This window comes from Bradyrhizobium sp. (assembly GCF_035273305.1).
GTDB lineage: Bacteria > Pseudomonadota > Alphaproteobacteria > Rhizobiales > Xanthobacteraceae > Bradyrhizobium.
In genome coordinates, this window is the sequence record NZ_DATEPI010000148.1 from 15193 (window position 1) to 30477 (window position 15285).

Sequence of the window (15285 nt, forward strand, 5' to 3'; positions counted from 1 at the left end):
GAAAACGCCGCGGGCTTTGGCCGCGGCGCTTGGAGTCCGTTATTGTAGCGAAGATCAGGTCTGCTGGATTGCTGATAGTTCCCAATTGCCGCCGCGCGGCCGCAGGAATGTCCAGACTTCGGTCACTTCCGTGGGGGCCTCGCTGCCCTCGACCAGCCCGCCGGTGGAGCGATCGAGCGTCTTGTCGATGAGCGAATAGCGCATCGCGACGCTCGCATAATCGGTCTCGCCTTCCCGCCAGGCCTCCGCAAGGTCGCCCTGCAGCAGCCTGGTGCCGAAAACCTTGTTGACGACATTGCGGGCTCGGTTGGCGTCGAGATCCTTGGTGAAATACGAAACCATCTCCGGGGTCGCAAGAGTATGCAGCCTCGCGATGTCCTCGTTCGACCAGGCATCCTGGATGTCACCAAGCAATCGCTCGAAAGCCTCGTAGTCCGCGGGAAGAATCTCGAGCGGCGCGGCGGTCGACCCAATTCCGAAACCGGATCCGGTGCGGAAGCTCTGCTGCGCGGCCGGCCCGTTAGCGCCTCCGGCGTAGGCCGAAGCGGTTTGATTGCGCCGCTGCCACCATGACATTGCGAGCCGAACCACGATCACGATCAAACCGATCTGCAGGATCAGGCCGATGATCGAGGACAAGCCCCCAAGACCGCCGAACATGCCGCCGCCAAACAGCATCCCAAGCAATCCGGCTCCGAGGAAGCCTGCCGCGAGACCACCCAGCATGCTTCGGCCGGGGCTGTTGAAGAACCCGCCGCGCGCCGGCGCCGGAGCGCCAACATTGGGGCTGCTGCCCGGCTGAGTGTAGGTGCGGTTGAACGGTTGCGCGCTACCGGGCGCGGTCGATGTGCTCGGCGGGGCCGAAAACGTTCGCGAGCCCCGCGAGCCCGAGCTGGAGCCGCCGCCGACCCGAGCGTCGGCCGACGAGATAACAAGCATCGTTGGCACTGTCAGCGATAGGACGAGGGCAATCGCCTTGACGATGCCACGGGCGCGCTGCGTGAATGTCATGTCTATTCCCTTGTGTCCCCGGCATGGGGAGCGTGACTAACATGGGCAGCGGGGCGCAAAAGTGAAGCCGTCATAGGGAACCGCGGCTGCGGCGCTCGGTCGCGGGCACGGTACGATTGTCGCTGATTTGAGCGACTTTCGAAGCTTTGGCGCTCACGACGGCGCCATCGTTTCCTTCACCGCCGCCACCAACTGGCTGAGCGTGAACGGTTTTGGCAGAAACGCGAATTGCTGGTTTTCCGGCAGGCTCTTCTCGAAGGCATCCTCCGCATAGCCAGAAACAAAGATGATCTTGAGGTCGGGATTGCGGCCGCGCATGGTCTTGAGAAGCGTCGGGCCGTCCATTTCCGGCATCACAACGTCAGAAACGACCAGGTCGACGGCACCGTCCTTTTCCTCCAGCGCTTCCAGAGCCTCGATGCCGTTCGAGGCCTCGATCACGCTATAGCCGCGCGAGCGCAGGCCCCGCGCATTCAGCGAGCGCAGGCCCTCCTCATCTTCGACGAGAAGGATAGTGCCTTGCCCGGTGAGGTCTGCCCTTGGCTTCGGCTCGCTCGACGGCTCCCGGACAGGCTGAACTTCCTGCTCCGGATGATGCCGCGGCAGGAAGATGTGAAACGAAGTACCTTTGCCTGCTTCCGAGTCCACATAGATGAAGCCGCCGGTCTGCTTGACGATGCCGTACACGGTCGAGAGGCCGAGGCCGGTACCCTTGCCGACTTCCTTCGTCGAAAAGAACGGCTCGAAGATCTTGTCGACGATGTCGGCGGGAATTCCGGTACCGGTGTCGATGACGTCGATCCGCACATATTCCGCGGCCGGCATTCCCTTATAAGCAAGCTGCGCCGATTGCTCGGTGCTCACGTTGGCGGTGCGCACGGTCAACTTGCCGCCATCTGACATGGCGTCCCGGGCGTTCACCGCCAAATTCACGATCACCTGTTCGAACTGCGAAACGTCGACCTTCACCGGCCATAGATCGCGGCCATGCACAAGATCGAGCTTGACCTTTTCGCCGATCAGCCGGCGCAGCAGCATGGTGAGGTCGGATAGCGCATCGCCGAGATCGAGCACCTGCGGTCGCAAGGTCTGCCGTCGCGAGAAAGCCAGCAGCTGCCGCACCAGCGTCGCCGCGCGGGTTGCGTTCTGCTTGATCTGCATGATGTCCTGGAACGACGGGTCGGTCGGCTTGTGCGCGTTCAGGAGGAAGTCGTTGGCCATCATGATCGCGGACAGCACGTTGTTGAAATCGTGCGCGATGCCGCCGGCGAGCTGGCCGACCATGTCCATTTTCTGCGACTGGTTGATCTGGTTCTCCAGAGCGCGCCGCTCGGTAGTGTCAAGCATGTAGACGATCGCCGCTTCGGTCTCGCGCTCGTCTTCCTCAACCGCGGTCACGAAGAACTGCCCCCACCGCTCCTTGGGGCCCGCAAGCAGGACCTCAACCGGCGGAATATCGCCCTGTCCTTCCGCTGCCTGGTTGATGGCCGCAATCAGCAGCTTGCGATCCCGCTCACTGACCGCGCTGAAGATCGATTTGCCGGCCGCGCCGTCAGAACTGAGGCCCTGCGCCAGTTTGGCATAGCGCGCGTTGGCACGCACAACCGCGCCGCCTCGATCAACCGTCGCGATCGCCATCGGGGTGTGATCGAAAAACCGCATGAAGCGGACTTCAGCCGCGCGCTGCGGATCGGCCCGCTCGTCGCGGGCGCGGCTGATCACGAGCGTGCGCGAGGCCCCCGGCGCGCCGTCGGCGCCGAACGCAAGCTTGTGGTAGAGGCGCACCGGCATGGTCTTGCCGCCGCGCATCCTGAGATCGATGTCGAATACCTCGGTTTTCACTTCACCGGGCGCCGGCACGATCGAGGTCAATAGCGCGCCGCCGTCACCGGACACGATATCGCTCACTTTCAGCCCGCCCGACCCGATCTCGGCAAGGTCGTAGTCCAGCCAGTTCGCGAGCGTCGCGTTGATGTAAACAATCTCGCCGGCGGGATTGACCGAGAAGAAGCCGCAAGGCGCGTGATCGAGATACTCGATCGCATGCTGCAGCTCCTGGAAGACATCCTCCTGCCGCTCGCGGTCTCGCGTGATATCCGCCAGCGACCAGACCGCGTATCTCGACTCGCGCTTGCCATCGCCAAGCGGCCGGACTCGCATCCGCAGCCAGCGACCATGCGCACCGTCCTGACCGGCAATCCGAACCTCTTCCTGCTGCCGTTTGCCTTCCCGCGCCGCCTTGAGCAGACGGAACACCGCCTCGGAGACATCGGGATTGCCGATGAACACCCGCTCGACCGGCCGCGCCTCAAGCGCACTCGCCGCTCCCGTGAGCGCGAGATAGGCCGCGTTGGAATAAATAACGTGCCCTTTGGGGTCAGTGACCGCGAGACCGTCATAGGCATGATCGGCAATGCTGCCCCGGACAGGATCGTCGGCCGCGCGATCGGCGAAGCGGATGATGCCGGCCGCGAAAGCGAACAGGCTGAACAGCCCGACCATCGACAGCAGCGCGAGCAACCCGAGTATGTAGGGCTGCGCCTGCGCGCGCCCGAGCGTCATGAGTGCGACCGCCGCCGCGACGATGCCGCCCGCCACCAGCAGCACAAGCACGATGCTCCCGCCGCGCCGAGCCGGCTCGTGAACGGCGACCCGTTCTCGTGAAGGATACTTATCAGGATCGGCGGTCATATCCGGGGACGCACCTGTCGGTGTGGAGGCGACGCGCTTGGGAACGCTTGGCTCCTGAGTGCCTGAATCGGACCCGCAAGCGCAAGTCCGTCCAGCCGCTATTTCGCTGCTTGTAGGCAGTTCCGCCAGCTGCCCTCCGCGGTTCCTCCGGTTACACCCGCCGGGCGAAAACGCCGCGCTTGAGGCCCATGACGTAACCAATGACTTCGGCAACTGCGTGATAGTGTTCGACCGGGATTTCGTCGTCGATATCCACCGTCGCGTACAGAGCCCTCGCCAGCGGCACGTTTTCGACGATAGGGATGTCGTGTTTGCCAGCGACTTCCCTGATTTTGAGCGCGATCGTCTCGATCCCCTTGGCGACACAGATCGGAGCCGACATGCCGCGCTCGTAGCTCAGCGCCACCGCATAGTGCGTCGGGTTGGTGATCACCACCGACGCTTTCGGGACGGCGGCCATCATGCGCTTCTTCATTCGCGCCTGCCGCAACTGCCTGATGCGTCCCTTGATCTGTGGGTCGCCTTCGGATTGCTTGAACTCCTCCTTCATTTCCCGCAGCGACATTTTCTGCCGCTCGAACCATTGCCGGTACTGAAACAGGTAATCCGCAATCGCGACGACGGCGAGCATAGCTACGACAGAGGCCATCAAGTGCACAGTCATGCCGGTGGTGAGGCCTAGCAGGGCGGCCGGGTCGAATCGGACCATCGATTCCAGCCGGTGACGTTCGGGCCAAACGATCGCTGTCATGACCGCGCCGAGCGCCATCAGCTTGAACAGACCTTTGGCGAAATTTGCCGCCGCCTGTTTGCCGAATATGCGCTTCGCACCCGCTGCCGGCGAGATCTTGCTGAACTTCGGCTTGAGCGATTCGCCAGACCATACCAGCCGATGTTGCACCATGTTGCCGGCGATGGCCGCCAGCGCCAGCATCAAAAACGGCACGCCCATTGCGGCAATCAGCGCATATCCGAGCGATTGCGCCAGCGCCAGAAGACTCGCCCCATCGGTATGGATCATCCAGGCATTGGCGATCAGATTGCGCAGCGGCGACAGGATGCCGCCACCAATCGATCCGGAAAACGTCGAGAGCACCAGAGTGCCCCCTGCAATCACGAACCAGGTGTTGATCTCCTGACTTTTGACGACATCGCCGCGCTCATGGGCATCATCCAGCCGTTTTTGGGTAGGGTCTTCTGTTTTGTCGGATACGTCGTTCTCGTCAGCCATCGCCTCGGCTTTCCCGTTAAAGCGGTATCAATTGGTGCATGACGCCGATGAAGTAATCGAGGAACGTACCCATGAGCGCGGCGATGACGACCGCAAAGATGAGGAACCCGGCCACGATCGCGAGCGGCACGCCGACGAAATACACCTGCATCTGAGGCATCAGTCGCGCCAAAACGCCGAGGCCTATATTGAAGACCAACCCGAACACCAGGAACGGAGCCGAGAGCTGCAGGCCGATCCTGAAAGCAGCGGCGAAAGCCCGTGTTGCCAGCGCCGCGACATCGCCGCTAGGCATCATCTCACCCGGCGAAAAGATCGCGTAGCTGTCGTTCAGGGCCGCGATGACAAGATGATGGGTATCGGTCGCAAAAAGCAGCGTGATGCCGAGCAGGGTAAGGAAGTTTCCTATCAGCAAACCTTGCTGCCCCTGGGTCGGATCGACAGCGGTGACAAATCCAAGACCCATCTGCTGCGCGATCACCGAGCCCGCGACCTGAAGGGCGGCGAGCGTCACCCGCGCGGTCGCGCCGAGCACGACACCGATGATGATCTCATGCACCATCAGCACCAGCAGCGGCGTCAGCGAGTGCATGTCGACATGATAGGCGGCGCGGTGCAGCGGCAAGATGATCAACGTCAGCACGACCGCGATCGCGAGCTTGATGCGGACCGGAATGTTGGACTCACCCAGTCCCGGCAACAGCATCACCATGGCGCCAATGCGGGCGAACACCAGCATGAAGGTCGCGGCGAGCGCAGGCAGCAGTGAGATATCGACGCGCATTTCTCACAGACAGCGCGGTAGTTTTGCTATTCGCATCACCATTTCCGCCAATCCCCCAGACCAACGGCAAATGCCGAGCAAGCAGCCCGCATTGTGCATCAACCGCCTATGATTCGCGACGACAGCCTCATCATGTGAGCGTGCAACGAGTCCGCCATGAACGGGAGCGCAAGCAGGAGCGTAACGAAAATCGCCAAAATCTTCGGAACAAACACCAGCGTTTGCTCCTGGATCTGGGTGAGCGCCTGGAACAGTGACACGACCACACCGACCACAAGACCCACTACCATCAGCGGCGATGACACCACGACAATGGTCCAGATCGCATCACGCGCCACGTCAAGGGTTTCAGCACCGGTCATTCGATTATCCTCTTTCTGATTACAGTGAGGAACGCGCGCGGCGCTTTCCTTGCCATCTGGCCAAAGCATCCATTCCTCAAGATCGGGCCATCAGACCGCTCCTGAAGCATGGGAATCATCAGATCGGCATCTTCATGATGTCTTCGTAGCTCTGGATCACCCGGTCACGGACTGAAACCAGCGTCGAGACTGCGACGTCGGTTTCCGCCACCGCCGTCACAACGTCCATCACGTTGGCCTTGCCCGCCGCCATCGCGACCGTTTGCGCGTCGGATTTCTTGCCGGCGTCCAGAACGCTTCCGATCGCATCCTTGAGCACTGCGCCGAACGAAGGGCCGCCCGCCTCTGCCCCTTTGCCCGCGCCGCCGCCCGTATCCAGAATGCGGGCAAGATTGGCATAGGCATTTGCAGCGACTGTGGGTGAAGCCATGGTTCAAGTTTTCCTTTTCAGGTCTTGAGGATGTCGAGCGTGCGTTGGATCATTCGGCGCGTGGCGCTGATGATGTTGAGGTTGGCTTCGTAGGATCGCTGCGCGTCTCGCATATCCGTCATTTCGATCAGCGGATTGACGTTGGGATATTTAACATTGCCGGCGGCATCGGCAGCGGGATTTCCCGGCTCGTGCTTCACCCGGAAGGCGGATGCATCGGGTCGAATTTTTCCGAGGGCAACAACCTTCGCATCCAGCGTGCGATCGAGTTCCGAGGAAAAAGTCGGAATCTTGCGACGGTAGGGATCGCCGGCGGCAGTCGGTGCCGTCGAATCCGCGTTTGCGATATTTTCCGAGATCACCCGCATTCGCCCGGCCTGCGCGCGCAGCCCCGAAGTCGCGATGCTCATCGAGCGGGCGAAGTCTCCTCCATCGTTAGCCATGGCGTGGCTCCCTCAGTTCATGCCTCGAGCGTCAGCCCTTGCCGATCGCTGTTTTCAAAAGATGCAAGCTCTTGCTGTAGAGTGAGGTGACCGCGGCATAGTCCATCTGGTTGGCGGAGACCTTGAGCATCTCGTCTTCCAGATTGACGGCGTTGCCCGCTGGGCGGGTTTGAAAGCCAGACTTGCGGCTCTGCTCGAAAGTCTGTCCACCACCACCCGCCGGTTCAATGTGTGAGGTGCTGGTGCGCATCATCGCCAGCGCGCCGGTCGAACCGCTGGCGGCGCCAGTGCTTTCGAATTTCGGCTCGACCAGATCGCGCGGCTTGAAATTCGGAGTGTCCGAGTTGGAGACGTTTTCGGATAAGACGCGCTGACGCTCCTGGTGCCACTGCATCTTCGTGCGCAGGACTGACAGGACCGGAAGGTCGTTGATAGGCATCGGCCGCCACTCCCTTGGCTGGTGGCAGAACGCCCTCAGCTAGGCAGAATTTGCCGTGTGCATGGTTAACAACGGGTTAAGAAGCGCAATCGGGATGACACTGCTCGTCGTGGACGGATTGGCACGTTTGAGCACAATTGAGCGCATTTTCGCCACGAAATCTGCGTTAACCAAGCGACGCATTGGATTTGGAAGCCCAAGAAGTCGTTTTGGACATAACGATTCATGGGTTATTAAGGATACCGACGCGGCAGCTTCTGCCGTCGCGCATTAACAAAATTACGGCCTAGCTCAGGTTTTTTCGCGGTCTGTTGCGTCGCGTTTCGATGCGTGTGCGATGGACGAAGGACAAAAGGCGCCATTTGCCGGGGGCAAGCATGCAGGCACTGACATTTTTCTTCGCATTCGTCGCCGTTCTGGCGCTAATCGGGCTCGCCGCTTGGCTGGTTCGTCGATTCGCCGGCAATCGCCTCGGCGCGAATACTACGCGCGGGCGGATGCCGCGGCTGGCCGTCATCGATGCCGCCGCCGTGGATGGACGTCGGCGCCTGGTGCTGGTGCGGCGAGACAACATCGAGCATTTGCTGATGATCGGGGGACCCAGCGATATCGTCGTCGAATCCAATATCGTGCGCGCGATGCCTGGACGGGATCAACTGCCGCAGCGCGCGCCGATGGGCGCCGAAGCCGCGCCCCGCATCGCGCCCGTCCCCGCGCCCGAGGCGGGTTGGACGGATGGCGAAGGACACAGGTCGAATGGACACGATCATACCGAGCCGCAAATGCCCGAGCCGCCGGTGCGGCCGAGCCGTCCGTCTTTCGCCGACGAGGTACGCCGGCCGCCATCGGAAAGACGGAGCGACCCGTTGGTTGGGTTTAGCCCGGAGCCGCTCGGCAATCCTCTCAGCGGACGTCCGGAGCCTCGCCCCGAACTGCGCGGCGAACCGATGCCGTCACGCGTAACCTCTCGCAACGAAGCTCCCCTGCGCCCGGCACGCTCGAGTGAAGCACTGAAGGCGCCGCCATTGCGCGCGCCGGAACGCGTCGCGCCCCCGCCTCAGGCGCCCGCGATATCGTCCGCAGACCAGAATCTCGCCGAGATGGCGCAGCGCCTGGAGGCTGCACTTCGCAGACCGGGCGCCGAGCCGAGCGAGCCGCGCGTCGGGGCGCCGTCGGTCGCGCCAGAGTCGCCGCCAAATCGGGCGCCCCCGCGTAGCGAGCAACCGGCCGCTCCGCCGGCTCCGCCCTCGTCCAAGAGCGGATTCGAAAATCTCGAAGACGAAATGGCCTCCTTGCTGGGCCGTCCAAAGACGCCTTCGTGAGATCGGCGCCATTCCCGCGTAGAGTTTTATTTTTTGCCACACTGATAGCCGCCGGATCCCTCGCCGATCCGGCGTTGGCGCAGGACATCAGTATCAACCTCGGCCAGGGCAATGGTGGGGTGACCGAGCGCGCGATCCAGCTGATCGCGCTATTGACGGTATTGTCGATCGCGCCGTCCATCCTGATCATGATGACGTCGTTCACCCGGATCGTGGTCGTGCTGTCGTTGCTGCGAACCGCGCTGGGCACCGCGACTGCGCCGCCGAACTCGGTGATCATTGCGCTGGCAATGTTCCTGACCGCTTTCGTAATGGGACCGGTGCTGCAGAAATCCTATGACAACGGCATCAAGCCGCTGGTTGCCAACCAGATCGGCGTCGAGGATGCGTTGCAGCGCGCGGCGGTGCCGCTGCGCGGGTTCATGCAGAAAAACGTCCGCGAAAAAGATCTCAAACTGTTCATGGATCTTTCGGGCGAGCCGCCGCCCGCGACACCGGAAGATATGTCGCTGCGCATTCTGGTACCCGGCTTCATGATCTCTGAGTTGAAGCGCGCGTTTGAGATCGGCTTTCTGTTGTTCCTGCCGTTTCTGATCATCGATCTCGTGGTCGCGTCCGTCTTGATGTCAATGGGGATGATGATGCTGCCGCCGGTGGTGGTGTCGCTACCGTTCAAGCTGATCTTCTTCGTCCTGGTTGACGGATGGTCGCTGGTCGCGGGCAGCCTGGTGCAGAGCTACGGCGGCTAGCGCCGCTCTTCGCGCATCAACACCAGCGGCTATTTGGTCGCCTCTGCCCTTTTCAATCCGATGATCCGCGGCAGCGACCCCGTGGCGAACGGATCGGCCTTGATATCCGGCGAGAGTGGCGCGCGGGCTGTGGCGTCCGGGAACCGCGCCTTCATCTCGCGCAGGAAACCGTCGAGCGTATCGACGCTTGCGGCCATCTTGGCGATCTGGCGGAATTCGGCGCTCTCGGCGGCCACCGGTTTGCTCGCGGTCTCGAATGCCGCTCGATCGCTCTCGCCGCTCATCAACGGTGCATATTTTTCCCGGAACCGCGCCAGCCCGATGGCATCCTCGGCCAGCGCATATCCGACAACGGCGCGGATCACGTCGCCCTTCTCGACCTGATTCAGCGGTTTGAAGTCGCGCCAGCGATCGGCGTAGTACAATTCGATTTGTTCGGAGGCCTCGCGCCAGCGCCGGGCCGCCCAATAAATATCAGATCGCAAGCGGATTGCTTCGCGGCCGGCGAAGTTGGAAATGATATCGAGCGCGAGGTCGTGGCGGCCAACGTCACTTTGTGCCCGCGCTTCCAGCAGCAGCCGTTGCTGACGCAGCTCGCCCGCCAGATCGGCAATCCGCGTACTGCGGAGCGCCGTTATCGCGCGGTCCGGCTTCCGATTGGTGAGGTACACCATTGCCAGTCGCGCCGCGACCTGTGCACGGGCCGCGCCTTCCAGCCGTTTATCAACCTGGTACTGCAAAAGCTCGCTGGCCTGATCGAGCAGGTCGACCCCGACCAACCGATCGGCGAGCCGGCGGATCATCTCATCGCCACGACGACCGATCGGCGTCAATTCACGGTATTCGTAGAAAATCGCCAGCGCTTCGACCGGCGGAAGATCGTCGCCCTTCTGGCTGAGGAAAAGCTGCGCAAACAGCGCCGCAGCCGCGTCCTGGCACTGCCGCGAGGCTTCCGAATTGGGCTGCAGTTTCGTCGCGGTCCGGGCCGCAGCAAACGATTCGGCGTAGCGGCCGTTCTCGGCATAGATACGCTGCAGCATCTGCATCGCCCTCACCTCAACGCCGTCGCCGCGCCATGTCACGGCGAGGGTTTCAAGCTCACGCAACATGGCGACCGGGCTGATTTCGTTGCGGCGCTGTTTCAGCGCGATCGAAAGCAGCTTGGCTTCGGCGGCGGCACCCCGATCCCGGGAGTCGATGGCCTTTTTGTACTCGTCCAGCGCGTCCTTTTCGTGCCCAAGCGCTTCGGCTAGTCGACCGCGCAAAACAGAGACAGATGGCTTCATCTCATCGGGAACGCTAACCACGTCGAGATCGCTGCTGCGTTGCGCCGCGCCCGAATAGTCTTTCACCTCAAGAGAGGCCCGCATCGCGTCCGCCAGCAGGATGGCTTGCAAATCCAGCGGCAGTGAGGTGACGGCGAACTCGGTATTCTTGAATTTCTCCCGCGCCTCCGGCCACCTGCCCAAACGTGCCAAAGCGAGCGCCTGCCACATTTGCGAATCGAAGTTGGTTCCGATCACCGGGTTCGCGAGGTCTTTCAGCGCTGTCTCGGGACGGCCCATCAGGCTGCTCGCAACCGAATGCATGATCAGCGCGATCGGATCTTCAGAGCCCGGTTTGGCGTCGGCCAGCGCGAGATCGAGAGCACCCTTTGCTTCCGGATACATGCGACGCGCGATGTAGAATCTTGCGAGATCGACTCTCGCAGCGATGCCCTGCTCGGGTTGGGCTGACGCCGCATCAATGAGTTGGTCCTCCCGCGCGGCGAACTTTCCGGTCTGATTCTTCCGCCACTCGGGAACGTCGAACATCGGCCGGACCGCGCTGGTGGCGCGCTCCGCGCCGACCTCGGCCGATGAGAGAGTGAGCCCGCCAGGACGCGCCAGGATAACCTTGTCGGAATTGATCGTGGCGGTGACGTCATCCGAGGTTGGACGGATCGCGAGACCGTGGATGGATTCAAGCAGCGAGAACTCGACGAAGTCTTGCCGCTTGATAAAACCGCGAATGGGCAACGCCGCCGTAACGACCATGATGGTATCGCCGGCATCGGGATCGACCAGCCGATGCAGAAGGCCGGGTTTTGATAGCGGCACGGCGACATTGGCAAGCGCGGGATCGGTGATATTGCGGATCGCGGCCAATGGCTCTATCGGCGTGCGCATCGTATCGGCGAAAGTGACCGTCCATTTTGCGCCTCCCCGGACATCCTCGCCGACCAGCGACGGCATCTGAGGCCGGCTGAGTCGGATTCGGATCGCCTGGCCGTTATCGAGCGGCAGACGCGCAACCTCCGATATGAGCGCGCCGCCTTTATTCCGTATGGGTTCTATATCGATCGGCGCCTGCGAATCGAAAACCATCCAGACAGTGTCGGCCCGGCGAAACAGCGCCGCCGGCGTTGGCGCTGCAAAGTAAAATGTCAGCTCCAGGCCATCGCTGGTACGAGTCGCTTCGACGTCACGCGCAGCGCTACTCGGCGCGTCACCGCGAGCGCCTGCCGGCGCTGGTTGATCAGGCTTGGCGGCCGCGGCGAGCGCCACGTCTGGCGGCATGTCGCCTACCATGTCGGGCGGCTCTTTCGCTATACTGTTGCCGGGCTGCTCGACATTGCCGGGCTCGAAGGCGGCCGATTTCGGCGTCGCATCAGGTTTGACGTCGCTGCTGGCTTGCTTGGCGATCATGTCTGACGTCGGCTGTGCCACCTGACCGGATTGCCTCGGCGGTGCCGATGGCGACGTCGATTTCTCCGGCACGGCCGGCACGGTTGCTTCGCCAGGCATCGCAGCAGGCGTAGCTACTAAGGAGGGCGCCGGTGCAACATCGGCCGACGGTGGAGCGGTTGCTGCCGCGGGCACAGGCAGAAGCTCCGTCGCCGGCGATGTCAGCGCGGACTTATCCCCTTGCTGAAACGCGACGTCCACGATGTAGTTTTTTTCTTCGCGAAATGAGTGGACATCGACATCGCCGATCGTGGTGACTTCGACGGAAGTAGCATCCGCTTCGACCTTCTGCTTGATCGAGGCGATGTTGGATGGCGCCGCCTCCTTTGCGTCCGCCAAGTCAAAGTTCAACGCCGCATTAAAGACAAGCGTGAGCTTCCGATCGTTCAGCACGGAGGAGACGCGGACGCCGTCAGGCATTTCGAACACCAGACGTATGAAGGTCGGCTGCACCGATGTGCGCACGCGAACGGGAGGACGCTTTCTCGCCTCCGCCTCCACGCGCTGCATGCGCAACGCGCGTTCGGCGGCTCGCGCGCGGTCGGCCAATTCGCGAATCACTTCGGACGGAAGACTCGGAGGCGGTCCGTTCCAGGTCTCTGGCAACAGATCGATGAACACCCGCTCGCCGGCTGTCATGGTGTTGATCTTCACCTTGCGTGCCAGAGACAGCCGGATCGCCGAACCGTCCGGATCGCGCCGGGCCGCACCGACATAATCGGGCACCGCTTCGGCCCACTTGCCGATCGGAATGTCCACTGGCTCGGCAAAACGGATCACAAGAATCGAGCCGGCTGTGCTCACCTCTGTTCCGACATCATCTGCAAGTCGGAAGACCAGCCGGGCGAAACCGCCGGAGGCAGAGAACGTCGCCTCGCCTTTGATCGGATCAGCCCGGGCTACGTCGGCAAAAATCAATCCGGCAAACACCAGCGCAAAAGCAACCCATTTCGATCGCCCAAGGCATCGTCGGATGCCGCGCGCGAAGGCACGAGCAAACGACAAAGCTCCAGTGACAGCCGCTCGCGCCATTCAACCCAGTCTTCCCGGTTCACTCCGACCGCCGGCGCTATTTGCATGCACCGCACGTGCACACCCGCGCATGCGAATCTAGAATTTGCGGTTTAAGGACTTGTTAATCACCACGCTCAATTGGACTTCTGCGGCAGCACCTTGCCTTCGATTTTAGGAAGCTCGGCGGCAGACGCCGATTTGTCCGAACCGGCGCGCCGGGCCATCTCGATTGTCAGCCGCTCGGCCGCTTCCGTCGACATCAGTCCGAGAATGTCGGACATCTTGCGTGGTGCAATCTGCGAAGCGATTTCGATCAGTACGGACATTTCCAGGCGATCGAACACCTTGGCGGCGTCTTTCGGCTTCATGCCCTCATACATGGTGATGATGCCCTTGAAGCGGGCGGCGTCGCTTTCGGCCTTGTGTTCGGTCGTCGTGTTGATTCGCGATTCGACCGCCTTCAATTCCTCAACGCGTGACTCGACGCGCTTCTCGGCCGCCTTCAGCAGGCTCTCACGAATTTCGATCTCCCGGGCTCGCGCTTCCAACTCCTGCCGACGGGATTGCAGCCGTTCAAGGATCGCGCGCTCGGAGGCGGATATCGGCTGGCTTTGTTCCGGATATACGACCGTGCCATCCGGCCTCACCGCCGTGCCGTCCGACTTCGCCGTTGTGCCATCCGGCCTCACCGTCTCGAGGGGAGCAACCGGGGGTACAGCGAGCTCATCCTTCTTCTCATTCAGGGCACCCGTGATCTCCGCCGCATCGGTTCTGCCATCCGGAAACTTGAGCGTTTCGTGCGCCCACGATCGGTTCGCCGACCGCGGCTGATAATCGAAGACGTAGCCGCCATCGATCACGAGCCCCATGATCTTAAGCGCCGCAAGACCCGTGATCGCGATCACCACTACCGGAATGACGCGGATGTCGCGAATAGACTTCATGCGGCGAGGCCATCGGCCCTTCTGCGCTCAGAAAACGCCTGCGCGGCCGCTGCAATGGCCTTGGCGCTCGAGATTTTCGGCACCTCGGGATCGGGCGCTGTCGAGGGCCTGGCGGCGATCGCGATCTTCGACAGGCGCCGGAGCACACTGTCGCCTTCGGCGAGCTGTCGCTTGAATTGCTCGGACATTTCCGCCGCGGATGCCAACTGGCTTCCGAGATTCTCGTTGACGTCGCGCACGGTATGCTTGAGGCCGCCGATCGCGCGTTCGGCAATTTCGGTCGCCGTGATCAACTCTGCGATGGTTGCCTTTAGCGAATGTTCGTCGGCCTTCAACCGCTTCAATCGCTTGTTGAGCAACATGCAGTAGCCGATCGTCAGCATCAGCAGGACTGCCACCAGGCTCTCAATTGCAATTCCCATTAAATGGCTCATTGGGCCTCCATCAATTTGGTTTGCTCATCGGCTTTTTCGAACATGGCGAAGGTAGTATTCGGCTTGCGTAATTGCTTGGTGACGCGAATGGCAACGCGATCGCCGACCCGGCCCATCCGCCCCTCAGTCAGCGTGACGCTGCCGCAGCGCACCGCTACAAGTGCGTCGGAGCGCAATTCGAGCGGCAGGGTGTCGCCGATCTTAAGCTTCATCAGTTGCTTGAGGGGAATCTCGGCTTCGTAGAGCACGGCGTCGACCGAGATTTGGGCCTGCGCTACTTCAGTCGCGAAGTGACCTTCCCAAATTGGATCGCGGCCGAACTTTTCACCCATGAACATCTGCAGCAGCACGCTACGGATGGGTTCAATGGTGGCATAGGGCAGCAGCAATTCGACGTTTCCGCCGCGGTCCTCCATGTCGATGCGCAAGCGAACCAGAATGGCGGCATTAGCCGGTCGGCTGATCGCAGCGAAACGCGGATTGGTTTCGAGCCGGTCGATGCTGAAGGTCACCGGCGATAGCGGCCTGAAGGCCTGCTCGGCATCGGCCAACACTACTTCGACCAGGCGCTTCACCAGGTTGGTCTCAATGGTCGTATAGGGCCGGCCCTCGATGCGCATCGCCGCGGTGCCGCGGCGGCCGCCCAGCAGCACATCGACGATCGAGTAGATCATCGCCGAATCGACGACCATCAGGCCGTAATTG

14 protein-coding genes are annotated in these 15285 nt (G+C 61.9%); 2 read left to right on the top strand and 12 right to left on the bottom strand.

All coding sequences use genetic code 11. The features are described 5' to 3' along the window. Positions 1 to 54: 54 nt before the first annotated feature. The 8 genes from VJV58_RS09965 to flgB all read right to left on the bottom strand — a co-directional run bounded on the left by VJV58_RS09965 (position 55) and on the right by flgB (position 7391). Positions 55 to 1011: a Tim44 domain-containing protein gene (locus tag VJV58_RS09965; RefSeq protein WP_324137173.1), complete on the bottom strand. Its 957-nt coding sequence runs from the start codon at positions 1009 to 1011 to the stop codon at positions 55 to 57. Positions 1012 to 1164: 153 nt separating this feature from the next. Beyond that, on the bottom strand, positions 1165 to 3702 hold the full coding sequence (gene cckA, locus VJV58_RS09970) for a cell cycle histidine kinase CckA (protein WP_324137174.1): 2538 nt from the start codon (positions 3700 to 3702) through the stop codon (positions 1165 to 1167). A 151-nt stretch (positions 3703 to 3853) separates the two neighbouring features. Continuing rightward, positions 3854 to 4933 (bottom strand): flagellar biosynthesis protein FlhB, encoded by a 1080-nt coding sequence (flhB, locus tag VJV58_RS09975; RefSeq protein ID WP_324137175.1) that lies wholly within the window; start codon positions 4931 to 4933, stop codon positions 3854 to 3856. A 16-nt stretch (positions 4934 to 4949) separates the two neighbouring features. Further along, the gene (gene fliR, locus VJV58_RS09980) at positions 4950 to 5717 is read right to left on the bottom strand and encodes a flagellar biosynthetic protein FliR (RefSeq protein ID WP_324137176.1); all 768 of its coding nucleotides are present in this window, start codon (positions 5715 to 5717) and stop codon (positions 4950 to 4952) included. Between the two features lie 98 nt (positions 5718 to 5815). Continuing rightward, entirely contained in the window at positions 5816 to 6079 is a 264-nt protein-coding gene (gene fliQ / locus VJV58_RS09985) for a flagellar biosynthesis protein FliQ (RefSeq protein WP_324137177.1), read from the bottom strand. A gap of 118 nt (positions 6080 to 6197) precedes the next feature. Further along, positions 6198 to 6509 carry a flagellar hook-basal body complex protein FliE gene (gene fliE, locus VJV58_RS09990; protein ID WP_324137178.1) on the bottom strand — a complete coding sequence of 104 codons (312 nt, stop codon included), beginning with the start codon at positions 6507 to 6509 and terminating at the stop codon, positions 6198 to 6200. Between the two features lie 17 nt (positions 6510 to 6526). Then, complete coding sequence (gene flgC, locus VJV58_RS09995) at positions 6527 to 6952, bottom strand: flagellar basal body rod protein FlgC (RefSeq protein ID WP_324137179.1); 426 nt, start codon at positions 6950 to 6952, stop codon at positions 6527 to 6529. A 31-nt stretch (positions 6953 to 6983) separates the two neighbouring features. Next, positions 6984 to 7391, bottom strand: coding sequence for a flagellar basal body rod protein FlgB (flgB, locus tag VJV58_RS10000; RefSeq protein ID WP_324137180.1), 408 nt, complete (start codon positions 7389 to 7391; stop codon positions 6984 to 6986). Positions 7392 to 7768: 377 nt separating this feature from the next. Here flgB and VJV58_RS10005 point away from each other — a divergent pair, with 377 nt between their 5' ends. Together VJV58_RS10005 and fliP are read left to right on the top strand one after the other, a co-directional pair. Next, complete coding sequence (locus VJV58_RS10005) at positions 7769 to 8713, top strand: flagellar biosynthetic protein FliO (protein ID WP_324137181.1); 945 nt, start codon at positions 7769 to 7771, stop codon at positions 8711 to 8713. Beyond that, positions 8710 to 9462, top strand: a complete 753-nt coding sequence (gene fliP, locus VJV58_RS10010) for a flagellar type III secretion system pore protein FliP (RefSeq protein ID WP_324137182.1) — start codon at positions 8710 to 8712, stop codon at positions 9460 to 9462. The genes VJV58_RS10005 and fliP overlap by 4 nt, the downstream gene beginning before the upstream one ends. 29 nt (positions 9463 to 9491) lie before the next feature. Here fliP and VJV58_RS10015 read toward each other — a convergent pair whose 3' ends face one another. The 4 genes from VJV58_RS10015 to VJV58_RS10030 all read right to left on the bottom strand — a co-directional run. Then, positions 9492 to 13220 carry a tetratricopeptide repeat protein gene (locus VJV58_RS10015; protein ID WP_324137183.1) on the bottom strand — a complete coding sequence of 1243 codons (3729 nt, stop codon included), beginning with the start codon at positions 13218 to 13220 and terminating at the stop codon, positions 9492 to 9494. 116 nt (positions 13221 to 13336) lie between these two features. Then, a complete protein-coding gene (locus VJV58_RS10020) occupies positions 13337 to 14146 on the bottom strand; it encodes a flagellar protein FlbB (protein WP_324137184.1) in 810 nt (269 codons plus the stop codon). Then, on the bottom strand, positions 14143 to 14580 hold the full coding sequence (locus VJV58_RS10025) for a DUF6468 domain-containing protein (protein ID WP_324137185.1): 438 nt from the start codon (positions 14578 to 14580) through the stop codon (positions 14143 to 14145). Before VJV58_RS10025 ends, VJV58_RS10020 begins: the two co-directional genes overlap by 4 nt. Then, the coding region (locus tag VJV58_RS10030) for a FliM/FliN family flagellar motor switch protein (RefSeq protein ID WP_324137186.1) at positions 14577 to 15285 on the bottom strand (709 nt) is incomplete at its 5' end. The genes VJV58_RS10025 and VJV58_RS10030, both read right to left, overlap by 4 nt.

What these genes read in the sequence shown, in the direction of transcription:
- VJV58_RS10015 (WP_324137183.1), bottom strand. Translation starts at nt 13,220, where the DNA reads ATGGCGCGAGCGGCTGTCACTGGAGCTTTGTCGTTTGCTCGTGCCTTC.
- fliE (WP_324137178.1), bottom strand. Translation starts at nt 6,509, where the DNA reads ATGGCTTCACCCACAGTCGCTGCAAATGCCTATGCCAATCTTGCCCGC.
- flgC (WP_324137179.1), bottom strand. Translation starts at nt 6,952, where the DNA reads ATGGCTAACGATGGAGGAGACTTCGCCCGCTCGATGAGCATCGCGACT.
- VJV58_RS09965 (WP_324137173.1), bottom strand. Translation starts at nt 1,011, where the DNA reads ATGACATTCACGCAGCGCGCCCGTGGCATCGTCAAGGCGATTGCCCTC.
- flhB (WP_324137175.1), bottom strand. Translation starts at nt 4,933, where the DNA reads ATGGCTGACGAGAACGACGTATCCGACAAAACAGAAGACCCTACCCAA.
- flgB (WP_324137180.1), bottom strand. Translation starts at nt 7,391, where the DNA reads ATGCCTATCAACGACCTTCCGGTCCTGTCAGTCCTGCGCACGAAGATG.
- cckA (WP_324137174.1), bottom strand. Translation starts at nt 3,702, where the DNA reads ATGACCGCCGATCCTGATAAGTATCCTTCACGAGAACGGGTCGCCGTT.
- VJV58_RS10005 (WP_324137181.1), top strand. Translation starts at nt 7,769, where the DNA reads ATGCAGGCACTGACATTTTTCTTCGCATTCGTCGCCGTTCTGGCGCTA.
- fliQ (WP_324137177.1), bottom strand. Translation starts at nt 6,079, where the DNA reads ATGACCGGTGCTGAAACCCTTGACGTGGCGCGTGATGCGATCTGGACC.
- fliR (WP_324137176.1), bottom strand. Translation starts at nt 5,717, where the DNA reads ATGCGCGTCGATATCTCACTGCTGCCTGCGCTCGCCGCGACCTTCATG.
- VJV58_RS10025 (WP_324137185.1), bottom strand. Translation starts at nt 14,580, where the DNA reads ATGAGCCATTTAATGGGAATTGCAATTGAGAGCCTGGTGGCAGTCCTG.
- VJV58_RS10020 (WP_324137184.1), bottom strand. Translation starts at nt 14,146, where the DNA reads ATGAAGTCTATTCGCGACATCCGCGTCATTCCGGTAGTGGTGATCGCG.